The organism is Herbaspirillum sp. YR522 (assembly GCF_000282575.1).
Classification (GTDB): Bacteria; Pseudomonadota; Gammaproteobacteria; order Burkholderiales; family Burkholderiaceae_D; genus Herbaspirillum.
Window position 1 is genome coordinate 1 of the sequence record NZ_AKJA01000140.1, and the last position, 18,621, is coordinate 18,621.

General features: G+C 63.4%; 19 protein-coding genes and 1 tRNA gene. 6 read left to right on the top strand and 14 right to left on the bottom strand.

Going from position 1 to position 18,621, the window contains the following annotated elements; genetic code table 11:
- From nuoG to PMI40_RS20305, 12 genes are all read right to left on the bottom strand, one after another.
- Positions 1 to 1,309, bottom strand: a 1,309-nt coding sequence (gene nuoG / locus PMI40_RS20250; RefSeq protein WP_008119235.1) for an NADH-quinone oxidoreductase subunit NuoG, incomplete at its 3' end; no start/stop codon positions are given.
- 74 nt (positions 1,310 to 1,383) lie between these two features.
- Entirely contained in the window at positions 1,384 to 2,679 is a 1,296-nt protein-coding gene (gene nuoF / locus PMI40_RS20255; protein ID WP_008119237.1) for an NADH-quinone oxidoreductase subunit NuoF, read from the bottom strand.
- Positions 2,676 to 3,167 carry an NADH-quinone oxidoreductase subunit NuoE gene (gene nuoE, locus PMI40_RS20260; RefSeq protein WP_008119238.1) on the bottom strand — a complete coding sequence of 164 codons (492 nt, stop codon included), beginning with the start codon at positions 3,165 to 3,167 and terminating at the stop codon, positions 2,676 to 2,678. The genes nuoF and nuoE overlap by 4 nt, the downstream gene beginning before the upstream one ends.
- An 82-nt stretch (positions 3,168 to 3,249) precedes the next feature.
- Positions 3,250 to 4,503, bottom strand: coding sequence for an NADH-quinone oxidoreductase subunit D (locus PMI40_RS20265; RefSeq protein ID WP_008119240.1), 1,254 nt, complete (start codon positions 4,501 to 4,503; stop codon positions 3,250 to 3,252).
- Entirely contained in the window at positions 4,503 to 5,099 is a 597-nt protein-coding gene (locus PMI40_RS20270; protein ID WP_008119241.1) for an NADH-quinone oxidoreductase subunit C, read from the bottom strand. The genes PMI40_RS20265 and PMI40_RS20270 overlap by 1 nt, the downstream gene beginning before the upstream one ends.
- 11 nt (positions 5,100 to 5,110) lie before the next feature.
- On the bottom strand, positions 5,111 to 5,587 hold the full coding sequence (locus PMI40_RS20275) for an NADH-quinone oxidoreductase subunit B family protein (RefSeq protein ID WP_006712940.1): 477 nt from the start codon (positions 5,585 to 5,587) through the stop codon (positions 5,111 to 5,113).
- Positions 5,588 to 5,590: 3 nt separating this feature from the next.
- Positions 5,591 to 5,950, bottom strand: coding sequence for an NADH-quinone oxidoreductase subunit A (locus PMI40_RS20280; protein ID WP_008119244.1), 360 nt, complete (start codon positions 5,948 to 5,950; stop codon positions 5,591 to 5,593).
- A 122-nt stretch (positions 5,951 to 6,072) separates the two neighbouring features.
- Positions 6,073 to 6,157 (bottom strand) — tRNA-Leu (locus tag PMI40_RS20285).
- Positions 6,158 to 6,266: 109 nt separating this feature from the next.
- Positions 6,267 to 6,641, bottom strand: a complete 375-nt coding sequence (gene secG, locus PMI40_RS20290) for a preprotein translocase subunit SecG (protein WP_008119246.1) — start codon at positions 6,639 to 6,641, stop codon at positions 6,267 to 6,269.
- Positions 6,642 to 6,712: 71 nt separating this feature from the next.
- Entirely contained in the window at positions 6,713 to 7,474 is a 762-nt protein-coding gene (gene tpiA / locus PMI40_RS20295; protein ID WP_008119248.1) for a triose-phosphate isomerase, read from the bottom strand.
- A gap of 88 nt (positions 7,475 to 7,562) precedes the next feature.
- A complete protein-coding gene (locus PMI40_RS20300) occupies positions 7,563 to 8,540 on the bottom strand; it encodes an NAD(P)H-quinone oxidoreductase (RefSeq protein ID WP_008119250.1) in 978 nt (325 codons plus the stop codon).
- Between the two features lie 27 nt (positions 8,541 to 8,567).
- Entirely contained in the window at positions 8,568 to 9,134 is a 567-nt protein-coding gene (locus PMI40_RS20305; protein WP_008119251.1) for a winged helix DNA-binding protein, read from the bottom strand.
- Between the two features lie 160 nt (positions 9,135 to 9,294).
- On the opposite strand from PMI40_RS20305, the gene pxpB reads away from it, so the two are divergent.
- The 6 genes from pxpB to PMI40_RS20335 all read left to right on the top strand — a co-directional run bounded on the left by pxpB (position 9,295) and on the right by PMI40_RS20335 (position 14,682).
- The gene (gene pxpB, locus PMI40_RS20310) at positions 9,295 to 9,948 is read left to right on the top strand and encodes a 5-oxoprolinase subunit PxpB (RefSeq protein ID WP_008119252.1); all 654 of its coding nucleotides are present in this window, start codon (positions 9,295 to 9,297) and stop codon (positions 9,946 to 9,948) included.
- Positions 9,945 to 10,970, top strand: coding sequence for a biotin-dependent carboxyltransferase family protein (locus PMI40_RS20315; RefSeq protein WP_008119254.1), 1,026 nt, complete (start codon positions 9,945 to 9,947; stop codon positions 10,968 to 10,970). The genes pxpB and PMI40_RS20315 overlap by 4 nt, the downstream gene beginning before the upstream one ends.
- Before the next feature lie 9 nt (positions 10,971 to 10,979).
- Complete coding sequence (pxpA, locus tag PMI40_RS20320; protein WP_008119256.1) at positions 10,980 to 11,720, top strand: 5-oxoprolinase subunit PxpA; 741 nt, start codon at positions 10,980 to 10,982, stop codon at positions 11,718 to 11,720.
- Positions 11,721 to 11,903: 183 nt separating this feature from the next.
- The gene (locus PMI40_RS20325) at positions 11,904 to 12,632 is read left to right on the top strand and encodes a DUF969 domain-containing protein (protein WP_008119257.1); all 729 of its coding nucleotides are present in this window, start codon (positions 11,904 to 11,906) and stop codon (positions 12,630 to 12,632) included.
- Positions 12,629 to 13,615, top strand: coding sequence for a DUF979 domain-containing protein (locus PMI40_RS20330; RefSeq protein ID WP_008119259.1), 987 nt, complete (start codon positions 12,629 to 12,631; stop codon positions 13,613 to 13,615). Before PMI40_RS20325 ends, PMI40_RS20330 begins: the two co-directional genes overlap by 4 nt.
- A 62-nt stretch (positions 13,616 to 13,677) precedes the next feature.
- Positions 13,678 to 14,682 (top strand): DUF2891 domain-containing protein, encoded by a 1,005-nt coding sequence (locus PMI40_RS20335; RefSeq protein ID WP_008119261.1) that lies wholly within the window; start codon positions 13,678 to 13,680, stop codon positions 14,680 to 14,682.
- A gap of 71 nt (positions 14,683 to 14,753) precedes the next feature.
- Here PMI40_RS20335 and PMI40_RS20340 read toward each other — a convergent pair whose 3' ends face one another.
- Both PMI40_RS20340 and pnp read right to left on the bottom strand, forming a co-directional pair.
- The gene (locus PMI40_RS20340; protein WP_008119263.1) at positions 14,754 to 16,037 is read right to left on the bottom strand and encodes an NAD(P)/FAD-dependent oxidoreductase; all 1,284 of its coding nucleotides are present in this window, start codon (positions 16,035 to 16,037) and stop codon (positions 14,754 to 14,756) included.
- A 308-nt stretch (positions 16,038 to 16,345) separates the two neighbouring features.
- Positions 16,346 to 18,463 carry a polyribonucleotide nucleotidyltransferase gene (gene pnp / locus PMI40_RS20345; RefSeq protein ID WP_008119264.1) on the bottom strand — a complete coding sequence of 706 codons (2,118 nt, stop codon included), beginning with the start codon at positions 18,461 to 18,463 and terminating at the stop codon, positions 16,346 to 16,348.
- Between the last annotated feature and the right edge of the window lie 158 nt (positions 18,464 to 18,621).

Genomic DNA, 18,621 nt, shown 5'->3' on the forward strand with positions numbered 1-18,621 from the left:
CCGCCACGGCCACTTCGGCCAGCGCGGCCAGCCAGGCCGAGGGTGCGGCCACGATCTTGCTGGCCAGCGGCAGCAGCAGGTCGTCGTCGGTGGCGTGCAACACGCTGACCTTGGCGCCGTTCTTGGCCGATTGGCGCAGGCGGGCGGTCAGCAGCGGGTGATCCTTGCGCAGGAACGAGCCGATCACGAACACGCGGTCCAGTTCGGCGAATTCGTTGATCGACATGCCCAGCCATGGCTTGACCTGGCCATCCAGGGCGAAGTCGGACTGGCGCAGGCGGAAATCGACGTTGTCGGAGCCGACACCGCGCACCAGCTTCTGCAGCAGGTTCAGTTCTTCCAGCGTCGAGTATGGCGTACCCAGCGCGGCGATCGAATCGGCGCCATGTTCGTGACGGATGTTGCGCAGCCCGTGGGCGACGTATTCGAGGGCGGTCTGCCAATCGACTTCCTGCCACTTGCCGTCCTGCTTCAACATCGGCTTGGTCAGGCGCTCTTCGCTGCCCAGCGCTTCATACGAGAAGCGGTCCTTGTCCGAGATCCAGCATTCGTTGACGTCGTCGTTCTCCAGCGGCAGCACGCGCATGACGCGGCCGTTCTTGACCTGCACCGTCAGGTTGGCGCCGACGCTGTCGTGCGGGCTCACCGACTTGCGACGCGACAGTTCCCAGGTGCGGGCGCTGTAGCGGAACGGCTTGGAGGTCAAGGCGCCCACCGGGCACAGGTCGATCATGTTGCCCGACAGTTCGGAGTCGACCGTCTTGCCCACGAAAGTGGTGATCTCGGAATGCTCGCCGCGGCCCAGCATGCCCAGTTCCATCACGCCGGCCACTTCCTGGCCAAAGCGCACGCAACGGGTGCAGTGGATGCAGCGGTTCATTTCCTTCATCGAGATCAGCGGACCGACGTTCTTCGGTTCCACCAAGCGCTTTTCTTCCTCGTAGCGCGAGGTCGATCCACCGTAGCCGACCGCCAGGTCCTGCAACTGGCATTCGCCGCCCTGGTCGCAGATCGGGCAATCCAGCGGGTGATTGATCAGGAGGAATTCCATCACGCCCTTCTGGGCCTTGATCGCCTTGTCGCTACCGGTGCGCACGATCATGCCGGCGGTCACCGGCGTGGCGCAGGCAGGCAGCGGCTTCGGCGCCTTTTCGACGTCGACCAGGCACATGCGGCAATTGGCCGCGATGGACAGTTTCTTGTGATAGCAGAAGTGAGGGATGTACGTGCCGAGCCTGTTGGCAGCGTCCATGACCATGCTGCCTTCCTGCACTTCAACCTTCTTGCCGTCTATTTCGATTTCAACCATGGCTGTTTGCCCAAGCTAAATATTCTTTCAATGATGACCGCCGGCACCTGCCGCCGCTCATCCCCTGCCCCGGCTCAGAGGTAAGCCGGAACCAGGCAGTGTTTATGCTCGATGTGGTATTCGAACTCTTCGCGGAAATTCTTGATGAACGCGCGTACCGGCATCGCTGCGGCGTCACCGAGGGCGCAGATGGTACGCCCCTGGATGTTGTCGGCCACCGAATTGAGCACGTCCAGGTCTTCCAGCTTGCCGTGGCCGCTTTCGATCCGTTCGACCATGCGGTACATCCAGCCGGTGCCTTCGCGGCACGGGGTGCACTGGCCGCACGATTCCTCGAAGTAGAAGTACGACAGCCGCAACAGCGACTTGACCATGCAGCGCGTCTCGTCCATCACGATCACCGCGCCCGAACCCAGCATCGAGCCGGCCTTGGCGATGGCGTCGTAGTCCATCGTGGTTTCCATCATCACGTCGCCGCGAATCACCGGCGCCGACGACCCACCCGGGATCACGGCCTTGATCTTCTTGCCGCCACGCATGCCACCGGCCAGTTCCAGCAGGGTCGAGAACGGCGTACCCAGCGGGATCTCGTAGTTGCCGGGACGCTCGACGTCGCCCGAGATCGAGAAGATCTTGGTGCCGCCGTTGTTCGGCTTGCCCATCTCGGCATACGCTTGCGCGCCGACCTTGAAGATGAACGGCACGGCCGCGAAGGTCTCGGTGTTGTTGATGGTGGTGGGCTTGCCGTACAGGCCGAAGCTGGCCGGGAAAGGCGGCTTGAAGCGTGGCTGGCCCTTCTTGCCTTCGAGCGACTCCAGCAGCGCGGTTTCCTCGCCGCAGATGTAGGCGCCGTAACCATGGTGGGCGTGCAGCTGGAAGCTGAAGCCGGTGCCCAGGATGTTGTCACCCAGGAAGCCGGCCGCACGGGCTTCTTCCAGCGCCTCTTCGAACACCTCGTAGGCCGAGAAGATCTCGCCGTGAATGTAGTTGTAGCCGACCGTGATGCCCATTGCGTAGCCGCCGATGATCATGCCTTCGATCAGCGCGTGCGGGTTGTAGCGAATGATGTCGCGGTCCTTGAAGGTACCCGGTTCGCCTTCGTCGGTGTTGCAGACGAGGTATTTCTGCCCCGGGAACTGGCGTGGCATGAAGCTCCACTTCAGGCCGGTCGGGAAACCCGCACCGCCCCGGCCGCGCAGGCCGGACGCCTTGAGTTCGGCGATGACCTGTTCGGGCGTGATGTTGTCGTTGAGGATGCGCTTGAGCGACTCGTAGCCGCCGCGCTTGACGTAATCCTCGAGGTGCCAGTTCTCGCCATTGAGATCGGCGAGGATCAGCGGCTTGATGTGGCGATCGTGCAGGCAGGTCATTTCTTCAGTTCCTCCAGCAGCGCGTCGATCTTTTCGTCCGACATCCAGCTGCACATGCGATGGTTGTTGACCAGCATGACAGGTGCATCGCCACAGGCGCCCATGCACTCGCCTTCCATCAAGGTGAACTGGCCATCCTCGGTGGTCTCGCGATAGTTCACCCCCAGCTTGTGCTTGAGATGGTGTGCCGCACGCTCGCCACCCGACAGCAGGCATGGAAGGTTGGTGCAGACCGTGATCTTGTGCTTGCCGACCGGGCTGGTATTGAACATGTTGTAGAAGGTCGCGACCTCCTGCACGGCCACGGCCGGCATGCCGATGTAGTCGGCAATCTCCTGCTGCAGCTCGGCGGGCAGCCAGCCATGTTCAACCTGGGCGATGCGCAGCGCGGACATGACCGCAGACTGGCGCTGGTCGCCCGGATACTTCGCGAGTTCGCGATCAATTTTCTTCAGAGCTTCTTGACTTAACAACATATCGTTGGCCATCCATGCGCATTGAGCTGCGCGGTGTTATTGGATATTCCCCAAACCCGGACGGCCCTCCGCGAGGCCCATCCGTTACTCGACATCAACGGTCGATCTCACCAAACACGATGTCCTGCGTTCCGATGATGGTGACCGCATCGGCAATCATGTGACCCTTGGCCATTTCGTTCAAGGCTTGCAGGTGGGCAAAGCCGGGAGCACGAATCTTGAGGCGGTAGGGCTTGTTGGCGCCATCCGAGACCAGGTAGATGCCGAACTCGCCCTTCGGGTGCTCGACCGCGGCATACGCTTCGCCTGGCGGCACGCGGAAGCCTTCGGTAAACAGCTTGAAGTGGTGGATCAGGTCTTCCATGTTGGACTTCATTTCAGTCCGCTTCGGAGGCGCGATCTTGTGGTTGTCGGTGATGACCGGGCCGGGATTGTTGCGCAGCCATTCGACGCATTGCTTGATGATGCGGTTGGACTGGCGCATCTCGGCCACGCGCACCAGGTAGCGGTCGTAGCTGTCGCCGTTCTTGCCCACCGGGATATCGAAATCGAGCAGGTCGTAGACTTCGTAGGGCTGCTTCTTGCGCAGGTCCCATTCGACGCCCGAACCACGCAGCATCGGACCCGAGAAGCCCATCTGCAAGGCGCGCTCCGGCGACACCACGCCGATGCCGACCAGGCGTTGCTTCCAGATACGGTTGTCAGTCAGCAGGGTCTCGTATTCGTCGACATAGGTCGGGAAACGATTGGTGAAGTCTTCGATGAAGTCCAGCAGCGACCCCTGGCGGTTCTCGTTCAATTCGCGGATGGCGCGCTCGTTGCGCACCACCGATGCCTTGTACTGCGGCATGCTGTCGGGCAGGTCGCGGTAGACGCCGCCGGGGCGATAGTAGGCGGCGTGCATGCGCGCGCCGGACACGGCTTCGTAGCAGTCGAACAGGTCCTCGCGCTCGCGGAAGGCATACAGCAGCACGCCCATGGCGCCGACGTCGAGGGCGTGCGCGCCGATCCACATGAGGTGGTTCAGCAAGCGCGTGATCTCGTCGAACATGACGCGGATGTACTGCGCGCGCAGCGGCACTTCGAGACCCAGCAGGCGCTCGATGGCCAGCACGTAGCCATGCTCGTTGCTCATCATCGAGACGTAGTCCAGGCGGTCCATGTAGGGCACCGACTGCAGGAAGGTCTTCTGCTCGGCCAGCTTCTCGGTGCCACGATGCAGCAGGCCGATGTGCGGGTCGGCACGCTGGATGACTTCGCCGTCGAGCTCCAGCACCAGGCGCAGCACGCCGTGCGCTGCCGGGTGCTGGGGACCGAAGTTGAGCGTGTAGTTTTTGATCTCAGCCATTATTTGATCCCGTAGTTTTCTTCACGAATGACGCGCGGCGTGATTTCGCGCGGCTCGATCGTCACGGGTTGGTAGATGACGCGCTTCTGCTCGGGGTCGTAACGCATCTCGACATAGCCCGAGATCGGGAAGTCCTTGCGGAACGGGTGGCCGATGAAGCCATAATCGGTCAGGATGCGGCGCAGGTCGTTGTGGCCATCGAACAGGATGCCGTAGAAGTCGAACGCTTCGCGCTCGTACCAGCCGGCCGAATTCCAGATGCCATCGACGGAGGCCACGATAGGCAGGTCGTCGTCCGGGGCAAACACGCGCACCCGAACGCGCCAGTTGTGCGAGATCGACAGCAGGTGCGACACCACGGCAAAGCGCGGGCCTTCCCAGACGCCATCGCCGTAGGTCGAGTAATCGACGCCGGCCAGGTCCTGCAGCTGCTCGAAACGGGTATCGGCATGATCGCGCAGCACGCGCATGGCGGACAGGTAGTCGGCGGCCTTGACCACCACGGTGACCTCGCCCAGCGCCACCGTCAGGTTCTGCAGGTACCCTCCCAGCGCATTGCGCAGTGCGGCTTCGAGAGTTTCCAATTTTGTCGTCATTACTGCCCTCTTTAGCGCGCGATGGTATTGGTACGCTTGATCTTGTTCTGCAGCTGGATCACGCCGTACAGCAGCGCTTCAGCGGTCGGCGGGCAGCCCGGGACGTAGACGTCGACCGGGACGATGCGGTCGCAACCGCGCACCACCGAATAGGAATAGTGATAGTAGCCACCGCCATTGGCGCAGGACCCCATCGAGATGACCCAGCGTGGCTCGGGCATCTGGTCGTAGACCTTGCGCAATGCCGGCGCCATCTTGTTGCACAGGGTGCCGGCCACGATCATCAGGTCGGACTGGCGGGGCGACGGACGAAACACCGCACCGAAACGGTCCAGGTCGTAACGCGAAGCGCCCACGTGCATCATCTCGACCGCACAGCAGGCCAGGCCGAAGGTCATGGGCCACAACGAGCCGGTGCGGGTCCAGTTGATTACCTTATCCAGCGAGGTGGTAACAAACCCCTCATTCAATACGCCTTCAATAGACATGGCTTACTCCCAATCCAGGGCACCCTTTTTCCAGATGTACCAAAACCCGACGGCAAATTCAGCGATGAACACCAGCATCGTGATAAAACCGGGCCAGCCAAGCTCACGCATGGACACACCCCACGGGAAGAAGAACGCGGTTTCCAGGTCGAACAAAATGAACAGAATAGCGATCAGGTAATAGCGCACATCGAACTTCATGCGCGCGTCTTCGAACGCTTCGAAACCACACTCGTAAGGAGAGGTCTTCGCGTCGTCCGGCTTGTGCGGACCCAACAGGCGACCCAGCAACTGGGGCGCGATGCCGACGCCGATACCGACCAAGATAAACAAAAGTACAGGGAAATAATTTTCGAGGTTCACGATTGTCCGTTTTTACTTTGGTTTAATCGGTGGGAATGATTCTCAATATCAACCAGAAACTTCCTCGACAAAAAGCCAGCTCAGGCGCAAGTCCTTTGCTGGCTTTTCGTTTCTTTCATTCATGGTGCCGACGACGAGACTCGAACTCGTACAGCTTTCGCCACTACCCCCTCAAGATAGCGTGTCTACCAATTTCACCACGTCGGCCTGAGACTGCAATTGTACCTTCTTTTGTTACTTTTATTCAATGCACAATCTGTCGAAAACAGGGATTCTTATAGCTTTATTTATCCATTGTTCCAGATTCTGCAAAAGATCATTTCGGAATCTGGCTGGACTGGTCGCCAGGCTTGGCAACTTCTGCCGGTGCGGTGGCCGCGGCGGGGGCCGCCGGTGCCGGCACGGTAGCCGCAGGCAGGTTATCCATCACGCTGCCACCGCCACCCGACGCATGATGGTTGCCGAGGAAGGTCAACGCCAGCGTGGCAACGAAAAACACGCCTGCCGCCACCGCCGTCGACTTGGACAGGAAGTTGGAGGAACCGGTGGCGCCGAACAGGCTGCCCGAGGCGCCCGAGCCGAACGCCGCACCCATGTCGGCACCCTTGCCATGTTGCAACAGGACCAGGCCGATGATAGCCAGGGCCGACACGATCTGCACTACCACCACTGCCAAAAACAAAGTATTCATTTCAACAAATCCACTCTTGATGTTTCAACTGCCTGCCATCGCCATTATGCAAGCGCCGGCTGACAAACCCTTTACAGAACCACTCCGGATGCCGCCTCGACGATGACCAGGAAATCAGCCGCCTTCAATGCCGCACCACCGATCAAGCCACCATCGATATCTTCCATGGCCAGCAATTGCGCCGCATTGTCGGGCTTCATGCTGCCGCCGTACAGGATGCGCACCTTGGCCGCGGCCTCGGCACTCTTGGCGCCCAGGCGCGCACGCAGCATGGCATGCACTTCCTGCGCCATGTCGGGCGTGGCGGTCTTGCCGGTACCGATCGCCCACACCGGCTCGTAGGCCAGCACGATGCGCGCGGCATCCTCGCCACCCAAGGCATCCAGCACGACGTCGAGCTGGCCACCCACGATTTCCTTGGTCTGCCCGGCTTCGCGCTGCTCCAGCGTCTCGCCCACGCACACCACCGGCACCAGCCCGGCCTGCAATGCCGCCACCGTCTTGGCCGCCACCGCCGCGTCGGACTCGCCGTGATAGGCGCGCCGCTCGGAGTGACCGACGATGACGTAGTGGCACGCGAATTCGGCCAGCATGGCGGCCGACACCTCGCCGGTGTAGGCACCCGACGCATGGGCCGAGATATCCTGCGCACCGAGCGCCACCACCGAGCCGGCCACCTCGCCCTGCACCTGCGCCAGATAAGGCGCCGGCACGCACACGGCAACGTCGCAGGCGTCGACCGGCAAGCCTTGCCTGATACCGGCGACCAAGGCCGCGTTGGCAGCCAGGCTGCCGTTCATCTTCCAGTTGCCCGCTACAAGTTTGCGCCGCATGAGTCAGTCTTTTAACGAGGTTGGTTTGAATTTGGATAACCTCGTATTGTAGCCGGTTGGCATCCAAACGGTCAAACCACGCAAATACTTATAACTGCAGCATCAACTTGCCGATGTGGCTGCTGCCTTCCATCATGGTGTGCGCCTGGGCCGCCTGCTCCAGCGGGAATACCTGGTGGATCACCGGCTTGATGCGCCCCTGCTCCAGCAGCGGCCATACCTGCTGGCGCAATTGCGCGGCAATGGCCGCCTTGAACGCCACCGGCCGCGGGCGCAGGGTCGAGCCGGTGATGGTCAGGCGACGACGCATCACCTGCCCCATGTCGAGCTCGCCGCGGTTGCCGCCGAGCTGGGCAATGAATACCAGCCGCCCGTCGTCGGCCAGCGACTTGATCTCGCGCGGCAGGTAGTCGCCGCCGACCATGTCGAGGATGACATCGACGCCGGCGCCGCCGGTGAGCTCCTTGACCACGGCCTCGAAGTCCTCGGTCTTGTAGTTGATGCCGCGCTCGGCGCCCAGCGCTTCACAGGCACGGCACTTGTCATCGCTGCCGGCGGTGGCGAACACCCGGTGACCGAGCGCGCTGGCGATCTGGATCGCGGTCACCCCGATCCCGGAGGATCCACCCTGCACCAGCAGGCTCTCGCCCTGGCTCAGGCGACCACGGTCGAACACATTGCTCCAGACCGTGAAATAGTTTTCCGGCAGCGCCGCCGCCTGCAAGGCAGTCAAGCCGCGCGGCGCCGGCAGGCATTGCGCCAGCGGCGCGGCGCAATACTCGGCATAACCCCCGCCCTGTACCAGGGCACAGACCAGGTCGCCGTGCTTCAAGCCGCTATCGCCCAGTTCGCCGTCGACGATCTCGCCGGCCACCTCCAGGCCCGGCAGGTCGGAGGCGCCGGGTGGCACCGGATACTGACCCAGGCGCTGGAACACGTCCGGCCGGTTCACGCCGGCGGCCTGCACCTTGATCAGCACTTCGCCGGGCTTCAAGACCGGCAGCGGACGCTCGCACGGCACCAGCACTTCGGGGCCGCCAGCTTGCTTGATTTCGATTGCGCGCATGTTCTATCCTTTATTGATTGAGCCGACTTACAAAGACGCCGCCGCCCGTGCGGCCGTGTCATACAGGCCGGAGGCGTTGCGCAGCAACTGCGCGGCCTCGCCGATGGCCTGGTTGGCGATGCCGCTTTCGACTTGCACGTCGATCAGGCAACGCTCACGCACTTCCCGGTATTTCATGCACAGTGCCTGGCCTTCGGCAGTGGTCGAGAAGAGCAGTTCCTTGCCGGCCTTTTCACTGGCGACATAACCCGCCTTGACCAGCTTCTTGAGCGCATAGGTGACCACATGCGTGTCTTCCACATTGAGCACGAAGCAGATGTCGGCCAGCTTCTTCTTGCGGTCACGATGGTTGACGTGGTGCAACAGCGACACTTCGATGGGGGTCATATCCTTGGCACCGGCAGCGGCCATGCAGCGCACCATCCAGCGATTGAACGCATGGCTGGCCATCATCAACGCATATTCCAGCTCGGATAGCTCGGCACTACGTTCCGAGACCAGGTGCTGCGAGGAAACGATCTTGGTCGGTCGTGCCGCGTCCGCAGCGGCAGCCGGTGCTGCAGGCGTGACGGCCTGCGGGGTCGAATGGGTCATGGACAATTCCAGCGAAGGGTCGACGAAATGACAACACTATATCGCAGCAGCAAATAAATAATTTATCGACATATTGTTTATATTTTCATCGAACTGTAATATCCCCAAAAAAAGATGGGTAATCCGGCTATTTGCCTGAAACGAATCGACAAGGTGAGACATGCAGCAACCTCAGGTTCATCCGCTGGGAGACAGTGCGCTGCTGTGCAGCCTGCCGGCACCGGCGACGCTGTCGCAACAGCAGCGCATCTGGAGCCTGGCCCGACTGGCCCAGGACTGGCCCGAGGTGGCCGAGCTGGTACCCGGCATGAACAACCTGACGCTGATCCTCAAGCGCCCTGCGGCCGACATGAGCGAGCTTGCCTTGCGCATCGAAAAGTCGTGGCCCGGGTTGAAGGCGGACCACGCCGAAGGGCGCACGGTGGACATCCCGGTGGTCTATGGCGGCCAGGACGGCCCCGACCTGCTCGACGTGGCGCGTCACACCGGCCTGTCTGCCGAGGAATTGATTGCGCGCCATAGTGGCGGCGACTACCTGGTGTACTTCATCGGCTTCATGCCGGGCTTTGCCTACATGGGCGGACTGGCGCCGGAACTGGCCACGCCGCGGCGCGCCGAGCCGCGCGTGTCGATTCCGGCGGGTTCGGTGGGCATCGGTGGCGAGCAGACCGGCATCTATCCGATGGCTTCGCCGGGCGGCTGGCAATTGCTGGGCCGCACCGCGCTGCCGCTGTTCGACCCGAAGCAGGATCCGCCTACCCTGCTGCGGCCCGGCGACCGGGTGCGCTTTACCGTCGAACGGGTGGCCCTATGATCGAGATCATCCATCCTGGCGTGCTGGCCTCGGTACAGGACCTGGGTCGCCCCGGCCATCGCCAGCTCGGCATCCACCCCGGCGGCGCGCTCAATACGCTGGCCATGCGCAGCGCCAACCTGCTGGTGGGCAATGCGCCCGATTGCGCCGGCATCGAAATCACGATGGGCGCCTGCGAGATCCGGTTCAGCCATGACACCCGTATCGCCCTCGGCGGCGACGACACCGGCGCCACGCTCGACGACCGACCCATCGGTGCCTGCTGGAGCCTGCCGGTGCGCGCCGGGCAGGTCTTCAAGCTGGGCATCGCCGCGCCGCAAGGCGCAGGCCAGCCGCCGCAGCTCAGCATGCGCACCTACCTGGCCGTGGCCGGTGGCATCGATGTGCCATCGGTACTGGGTTCGCGCAGCACCGACCTGAAGGCCTGCTTCGGCGGCCATCAGGGACGCCCCCTGCGCAAGGGCGATCGCCTGGCCGTGGGCCCGGTGCAGCACCGCGTCACCGGGCCGGCCTTCGGGGTGCGCTCGCCGCGCTGGAGCGGCCTGGCGGCCAGTCGCGACGACAGCAGCCGGCACGTTACGCTGCGCACCCTGCCCGGCCCCGAATTCGAGCAGTTCACCGGCGCCGCACGCGAAGCGATATGGGCCAGCACCTGGCGCGTCACCCCCAACAGCAATCGCATGGGCTATCGCCTGGAAGGCGCCGAACTGAAGCGGCGGCACAGCCGCGACATGCTCTCGCACGGCGTGGTGCCGGGCACCATCCAGGTACCGCCCTCGGGCCAGCCGATCATCCTCATGGGTGACGCCCAGACCACCGGCGGTTATCCCAAGATCGGCATGGTGATCAGCGCCGACCTGTGGAAGCTGGCGCAGGCGCCATTGAACGCTACCCTGCGCCTGCAGCCATGTACCTTGTCCGACGCCTTCGAGGCGTGGAACGAACAGCAACGCTATCTCGAGGCCATCGGCGACGCCGTCGCCGCGCTCGACTGGTCGCGTGCCACGCAATACCGAAAATAAGGAGACGCCATGCATATCGACCTCAACGCCGATCTCGGCGAAGGCTGCGACACCGACGAACAATTGCTGACCCTGGTCAGCTCGGCCAACATCGCCTGTGGCTGGCATGCGGGCGATGCCAGCACCATGCGGCGCAGCGTGCGCTGGGCGATCCAGAATCACGTCGCCATCGGCGCCCATCCCAGCTTTCCGGACCGGGAGAATTTCGGCCGCAGCGCCATGCAATTGCCCCCCGAGGAAATCATCGCCGGCATGCTGTACCAGCTGGGCGCGCTGGACGCCATCGTACGGGCCGAGGGTGGCCGCCTGCGCCACGTCAAGCCGCACGGTGCACTCTACAACCAGGCTGCCCGCGATGCGGTATTGGCCAGCGCCATCTGCGCCGCGGTGCGCACCTTCGATGCCGAACTGAGCGTGGTCGGCCTGGCCGGCAGCGAGCTGATCGCGGCGGCGCGCCATGCCGACCTGAACACCGTGGAAGAAGTCTTTGCCGACCGCGCCTATGAAGCCGATGGCAGCCTGGTCGCCCGCACCAAGCCCGGCGCGCTGATCGACAACGACGAAGATGCCATCGCGCAGACGCTGTCGATGATCCAGAAAAAACAGGTAGTGGCGATCGACGGCAGCATCGTGAGCGTCAATGCGCAGACGGTCTGCCTGCACGGAGATGGACCGCACGCACTGAGCTTCGCGCGCCAGATTCGTGCACGACTGCACGCCGAAGGCATCGCCGTTCGCGCCGCCGCATAGCAACGAGTTTTTCGTAGTCGCAACAAGCACTTTCCGTAGAAAAAAACGAGGCTTCGAAGGTGTCGTTGGCAGCGCCATGCGCGCTCGGTTCCGGCCGGGCAAGCCTGGTGCCAAAGACGCTGCACTGGCACGGGCCTTGCAATCGCCATCAGTTTTTTGCCTTTCATCTCAAGGGAGATTTTCATGGATAGCACGACCTTGCTGCCACTGATCGGGATACCGATCGTCGTGGCCGGCTTTGCGTTACGTTTCAACCCACTGCTGGTGGTCACGGTAGCCGGACTGTCGACCGGCCTGGCCGTCGGCATGGACTTCGGCATGCTGCTGGAAACCTTCGGCGAGAAGTTCGTCAACAGCCGTTCGCTGGCGACCTTCCTGCTGATCCTGCCGATCATCGGCCTGCTGGAACACTATGGCTTGAAGGAACGGGCGCAGGCCTGGATCTCGAGCATCGCCAGCGCCACCTCGGCGCGCATCCTGATGCTCTATTTCATCGTGCGCGAAGGCACCGCCGCGCTGGGCCTGATCTACCTCGGTGGACAGGCGCAGACGGTACGTCCGCTGCTGGCACCGATGGCCGAAGGCGCAGCCGTGAACGCCTATGGCGAAGACCTGCCGCAGACCATCCGCGACAAGATCAAGGCCCACGCCGCGGCCTGCGACAACATCGCGGTGTTCTTCGGCGAAGACATCTTCATCGCCTTCGGTGCCGTGCTGCTGATGGATGCCTTCCTGAAGGAAAACGGCATCAGCAATATCGAGCCGCTGCATATCGGCCTGTGGGCCATTCCCACCGCACTGGCAGCGCTGGTGATCCACATGTTCCGCCTGACCCGCCTGGACGCCTCGATCCTGCGCGACGTCAACGCCTGGAAAGCCTCCCAATCCAATTCTTCGAAAGTGACGGCATGACCACGCTCATTTCCATCAACCGCATCTACTACCTGATCGGCATCATCGTCATGCTGCTGGTGGGCATGACACTGCGCGACCGCGGCAACCCCAAGCGCTACACCACGGCGCTGTTCTGGTTCCTGTTCGGCGCGGTGTTCCTGTTCGGCGACCTGCTGGTGGAGTCGCTCGGCAAGTCGCTGGCCTACCGCATCATCGGCGCCACCGTCATCATCATTTCGCTCATCGCCGGCGCCGGCCTGCTGTCGGCCGGCACCTATGCCACCACCAGCCATGACGAACGCGTGGCCAGCGCCAGGCGACTGGGCAACTGGCTGTTCTTCCCGGCCGTGCTGATCCCGGTGGTGACGGTGGCCTGTACCGTGCTGCTCAAGGGCGTCTCGGTGGGCGGCATGTTCCTGCTCGACCAGAAGCAGCTGACGCTGGCGGCGCTGTGCGTGGCCTGTATCACCGCCCTCATCGCCGGCTGGGTGCTGACCCGCGGCACGCCGCTGCAGGCCGTGCGCCAATCGCGCCGGCTGGTCGATTCGATCGGCTGGGCGGCGATCCTGCCGCTGATGCTGGCCATGCTGGGCGGCGTGTTCGTGGCTGCCAAGACCGGCAACTCGGTGCAGCAGGTGGTGAGCCTGTTCGTCAACCCGGACAATCGTTTCCTGGTGGTGGTGATCTACTGCGTGGGCATGGCGCTGTTTACCATGGTGATGGGCAACGCCTTTGCCGCCTTCCCGGTCATGAGCGCCGGCATCGCGCTGCCGTTCCTGATCCTGGGGCACCACGCCGATCCGGCACCGCTGGTGGCCATCGGCATGTACTCGGGTTATTGCGGTACGCTCATGACACCGATGGCGGCCAACTACAACATCGTCCCGGCGGCGTTGCTGGAGTTGAAGAACAAGTACCAGGTGATCAAGGTGCAGATCCCGACCGCCGTCACCCTGCTGGCCGTAAATGTGCTGCTGATGTACTTCATCGCCTTCCGCTGATCCCTCAGTCCCATTGCGCGGCCGCCCGGTGGCGGTCGCGTCCGTTTCAAGGAATCCTCCCCATGCAACTCGACATCGAACAGGCCGAAGCCTTCGCACGCATGCCGCTGGCCTACCTGCGTCATGAATATCCCAACCACATCATGCACCTGCTCAACGACGAGCAGGACGTACGCTCGCCGCGCGCGCTGCATCCGGTGTTCTACGGTTGCTACGACTGGCATTCGGCGGTGCACGGCTACTGGCTGCTGTTGCGCTGCCTGCGCCTTTATCCGGACCTGCCGGCCGGCGCCGACATCGGCGCCATCTTCGACGAGCACTTCACGCCCGAGCTGATGGAGCGCGAGACCGACTATTTCCGCGCCCCCAATCGCGGCCCGTTCGAACGCCCCTACGGCTTTGGCTGGATCCTGGCGCTGGACCAGGAGCTGGCGCAGTCGGCGCACCCGCGCGCGGCACAATGGCGCGCCGCGATGCAGCCGCTGAGTGTCGAGATCCGGCGCCGACTGCTCGATTACCTGTCCAAGCTGGGCTATCCGATCCGGGTCGGCACGCACTACAACACGGCCTTCGCGCTGGCGCTGTCGCTGGACTATGCGCGGCACGTACAGGATGGCGAACTGGAAACGGCCATCGTCGGCGCCGCACAGCGCTTCTACCGTAACGACACCGACTATCCGGCCCACTACGAGCCGGGCGGCGACGAGTACATCTCGGGAGCACTGACCGAGGCGCTGCTGATGAGCAAGGCGCTGCCCGAGGGCGCCTTCCCGGTGTGGTTCGACCGCTACCTGCCGCGCATCGCCGAGGTGTCGCAATTGATGCAGCCGGCTACCGTGAGCGATCGCACCGATCCCAAGATCGCCCACCTCGACGGCCTCAACCTCAGCCGCGCCTGGTGCATGAAGCATATCCTGCAGCACCTGCCTGCCGACCATGGGGCAAGGCAGGCCATCGGCCAGGCAATCGAGCGCCATATCCTGGCCTCGATCGACCATGTGGTCGGCAGCCACTACAGCGGCGGCCACTGGCTGGCCAGCTTTGCCCTGCTGGCGCTGGAAAACTGAACGCGGCCGCATCAGCAAAAAGCGCCTTGCACCCGCAGTGGGTACAAGGCGCTTTTTTCATGGGCGACCGGTCAGCCGGGCCGGTCGGGATCGTGGCTGGCCGGCAGGTGCATGGTGGCCGGGATCACCCGGGCGCTGCGCTTGAAGGTGAAATAGGCCCAGGCCCAGTCGCTCATGACGATGATGCGGTTGCGAAAACCGATCAGGAAGTACACGTGCACGAACAGCCAGAACAGCCATGCCGAAAACCCCGAGAACTTGAACTTTCCGACCATCGCAATGGCGGCGCGGCGCCCGATCGTGGCCAGTGAGCCGTAGTCGCGATAGACGAAGCTTTCCAGCGCACGGTTGGCGATCCGGTTCTTGATGTTGCGTCCGGCGATGCGCCCCATCTGCTTGGCCGCGGGCGACACCCCCGGCACCGGCTTGCCGTCGGACTGGGCGGCGGCCAGGTCGCCGATCACATACACGTTGTCGTGCCCGGCAATGTTGAGCTCGGGCGAGACCGGGACCCGCCCGGCCCGGTCGGTCTCGACCCCCAGCGACTTGCCCAGTGGCGAGGCGGCCACCCCGGCCGACCAGACCACGGTGCGCGAGGCCAGCGATTGCTCGCCGTCGAAGTTGGTGTAGCGCACGCATTGCTCGTCGATATGCACCACGCGGCTGCCGGTGCGCACATCCACGCCCAGGGCCTGCAATTGCTCGCGCGCCTTTTCGGACAGGTCGGCCGGATAGGCGCCGAGGATCCGGTCGGACCCTTCGATCAGCACCACCCGCGCCGACTGCGGGTCGATGCGACGGAATTCGCCGCGCAACGTGTGGCGTGCGATCTCCACCAGGGTACCGGCCATCTCGACGCCGGTGGCACCGCCGCCGATCACGGTAAAGGTCAGCCACTCCTGGCGGCGGCGATCGTCGCTCTCGCGCTCGGCGTATTCAAAGGCCATCAGCACGCGACGACGAATCTCGAAGGCATCGGCCAGGGTCTTCAGGCCGGGTGCCAGTCGGGCCCAATCGTCACGACCGAAGTAACTGTGGGTAGAGCCGGCGGCCACGATCAGGTGGTCGTAGTCGATACGGCTGCCATCCTCGAGCGACACGGCGCGCGCATCGACATCGATGGCGGTGACATCGGCCATGAGCGTGGTCACGTTGCGCTGGTCCGACAGGATGTCGCGAATCGGTGCGCTGATGGCGGGCGCGGACAGGCCGGCGGTGGCAACCTGGTACAGCAGCGGCTGGAACAGGTGGTGGTTGGTACGATCGATCATGGTGATGCGGACATCCGCATCGGCCAACTCGCGGGCCGCAGCGAGACCACCGAAACCACAGCCGATGATGACGACGTGGGGCATGGGCTTCCTTTCAAAAGTAAACTGTTTTTATGTCACCCGGCCTGGCGGCCATGGCGACGCTGTCCCCTACTCTCTATTCGGACTGCACCGACCGGTCGCGGTTTTCCCAGGACCACCGGCGAGGCAAGCTTGACCTGCCTCAATGCAGACGGACAGGTTCTCACATATTTGGTTCGAAAGCACTTGGCCACTTTGTCACACCCCCGCCGGCCGCCATCGCCGCGGTCCAATGAAAAATCCCCCGCGGCCTCACGACCACGGGGGATTTTTTCACTGCCACCACCGGGACCAGCCCGGCGACGCTGGTATTACTGGGCCTGGGTAGCGGACTCTGGCGAGTCTTCACCCTGGGCGGCCTTCATCGACAGCTTCAGGCGGCCACGGTCGTCGGTCTCGAGGACCTTCACGCGTACTTGCTGGCCTTCCTTGAGATAGTCGGCCACGGCGTTGACGCGCTCGTTGGCGATCTGGCTGATGTGCAGCAGACCATCCTTGCCCGGCAACACCTGGACGATGGCGCCGAAGTCCAGCAGCTTCAGGACGGTGCCTTCGTAGATCTTGCCCACTTCGACCGAAGCGGTCAGTTCTTCGATGCGACGCTTGGCTTCCTGGCCGGCGGTGGCATCGACCGAGGCGATGGTGACCACGCCTTCGTCGCTGATGTCGATCTGGGTGCCGGTTTCTTCGGTCAGCGCACGGATCACGGCGCCGCCCTTGCCGATCACGTCGCGGATCTTCTCGGGGTTGATCTTGATGGTGATCAGGCGCGGCGCGAAGTCGGACAGCTCGCCGGTACCGGCAGGCACGGCTTCGGCCATCTTGCCCAGGATGTGGTGACGGCCTTCCTTGGCCTGCTCCAGCGCCACCTGCATGATTTCCTTGGTGATGCCCTGGATCTTGATGTCCATCTGCAGCGCGGTGATGCCTTCGGCAGTACCGGCCACCTTGAAGTCCATGTCGCCCAGGTGATCTTCGTCGCCCAGGATGTCGGTCAGCACGGCGAACTTGTTGCCTTCCTTGATCAGGCCCATGGCGATACCGGCCACGTGCGACTTCATCGGCACGCCGGCATCCATCAACGCCAGGCAGCCGCCGCACACCGATGCCATCGACGACGAACCGTTCGATTCGGTGATTTCGGACACCAGGCGCACCGAGTAGCTGAACTCGTCAGCGGCCGGCAGCGCAGCCAGCAAAGCGCGCTTGGCCAGGCGGCCGTGGCCGATCTCGCGGCGCTTCGGGGTACCGACGCGGCCGGTTTCGCCGGTGGCGAACGGAGGCATGTTGTAGTGCAGCATGAAGCGATCGGTGTACTCGCCCAGCAGGCCGTCGATCTTCTGCTCGTCACGCGCGGTGCCCAGGGTCGCGACCACCAGTGCCTGGGTTTCGCCACGGGTGAACAGGGCCGAACCGTGGGTACGCGGCAGCACGCCGGTACGGATCGAGATCGGACGCACGGTGCGGGTGTCGCGACCGTCGATACGCGGTTCGCCTTCCAGGATCTGCGAGCGCACGATCTTGGCTTCCAGGTCGAACAGGATGGTGCTCACATCGGACAGGTCGACGTCGGCGGCATCGGCCACCAGCGCTTCGTTGACCTGGCTGGTGACGGCCTTGAGCTTTTCGGTACGGGCTTGCTTGTCCTTGGTCTGGTAGGCTGCGCGCAACGGGCCTTCGGCCAGTTGCGACACGCGTGCGATGAGCGCATCGTTCTTGGCCGGCGGCGCCCATTGCACTTCCGGCTTGCCACCGTCGCGCACCAGTTCGTGGATGGCGTCGATGACCGCCTTCGATTGTTCGTGGCCGAACACCACCGCGCCCAGCATCACTTCCTCGGACAGCTGGTCGGCTTCGGACTCGACCATCAGCACGGCCGATTCGGTACCTGCCACTACCAGGTTCAGCTGCGACGACTTCAGCTGGGTCGAGGTCGGGTTGAGCACGTACTGGCCATCGATATAGCCCACGCGCGCGGCGCCCACCGGGCCGCTGAACGGAATGCCGGCCAGCGACAGCGCGGCCGACGAACCGATCATGGCGGCGATGTCAGGATCGATCTCGGGGTTGACCGACAACACGTGCACGATCACTTGCACTTCGTTGAGGTAGCCTTCGGGGAACAGCGGGCGGATCGGACGATCGATCAGGCGCGATGTCAGGGTTTCCTTCTCGGAGGGCTTGCCCTCGCGCTTGAAGAAACCACCGGGAATGCGGCCGGCGGCATAGGTCTTTTCGATGTAGTCGACGGTCAGGGGGAAGAAGTCCTGGCCTGGCTTGGCTTCCTTGCGGGCCACCACGGTGGCCAGGATGACGGTATCTTCGATCGACACCACCACGGCGCCGGAGGCCTGGCGGGCGATCTCGCCGGTTTCCAGCGTGACTTGGTGCTGGCCGTACTGGAAGGTCTTGGTGACTTTATTAAACACGGTATTTCCTTTCTTTTATGGAGCCGGCCCCGACTGTGTTCACGGTGCGCGGGCTCCTTTTGCCGACAGATTTTCAGGCGCTGTCGTTCACCTCACCACAGCCGCCGACAATCCTGCCAGCGGCTTACGACGAACGTGGCCATGCTGCGCCACGATGA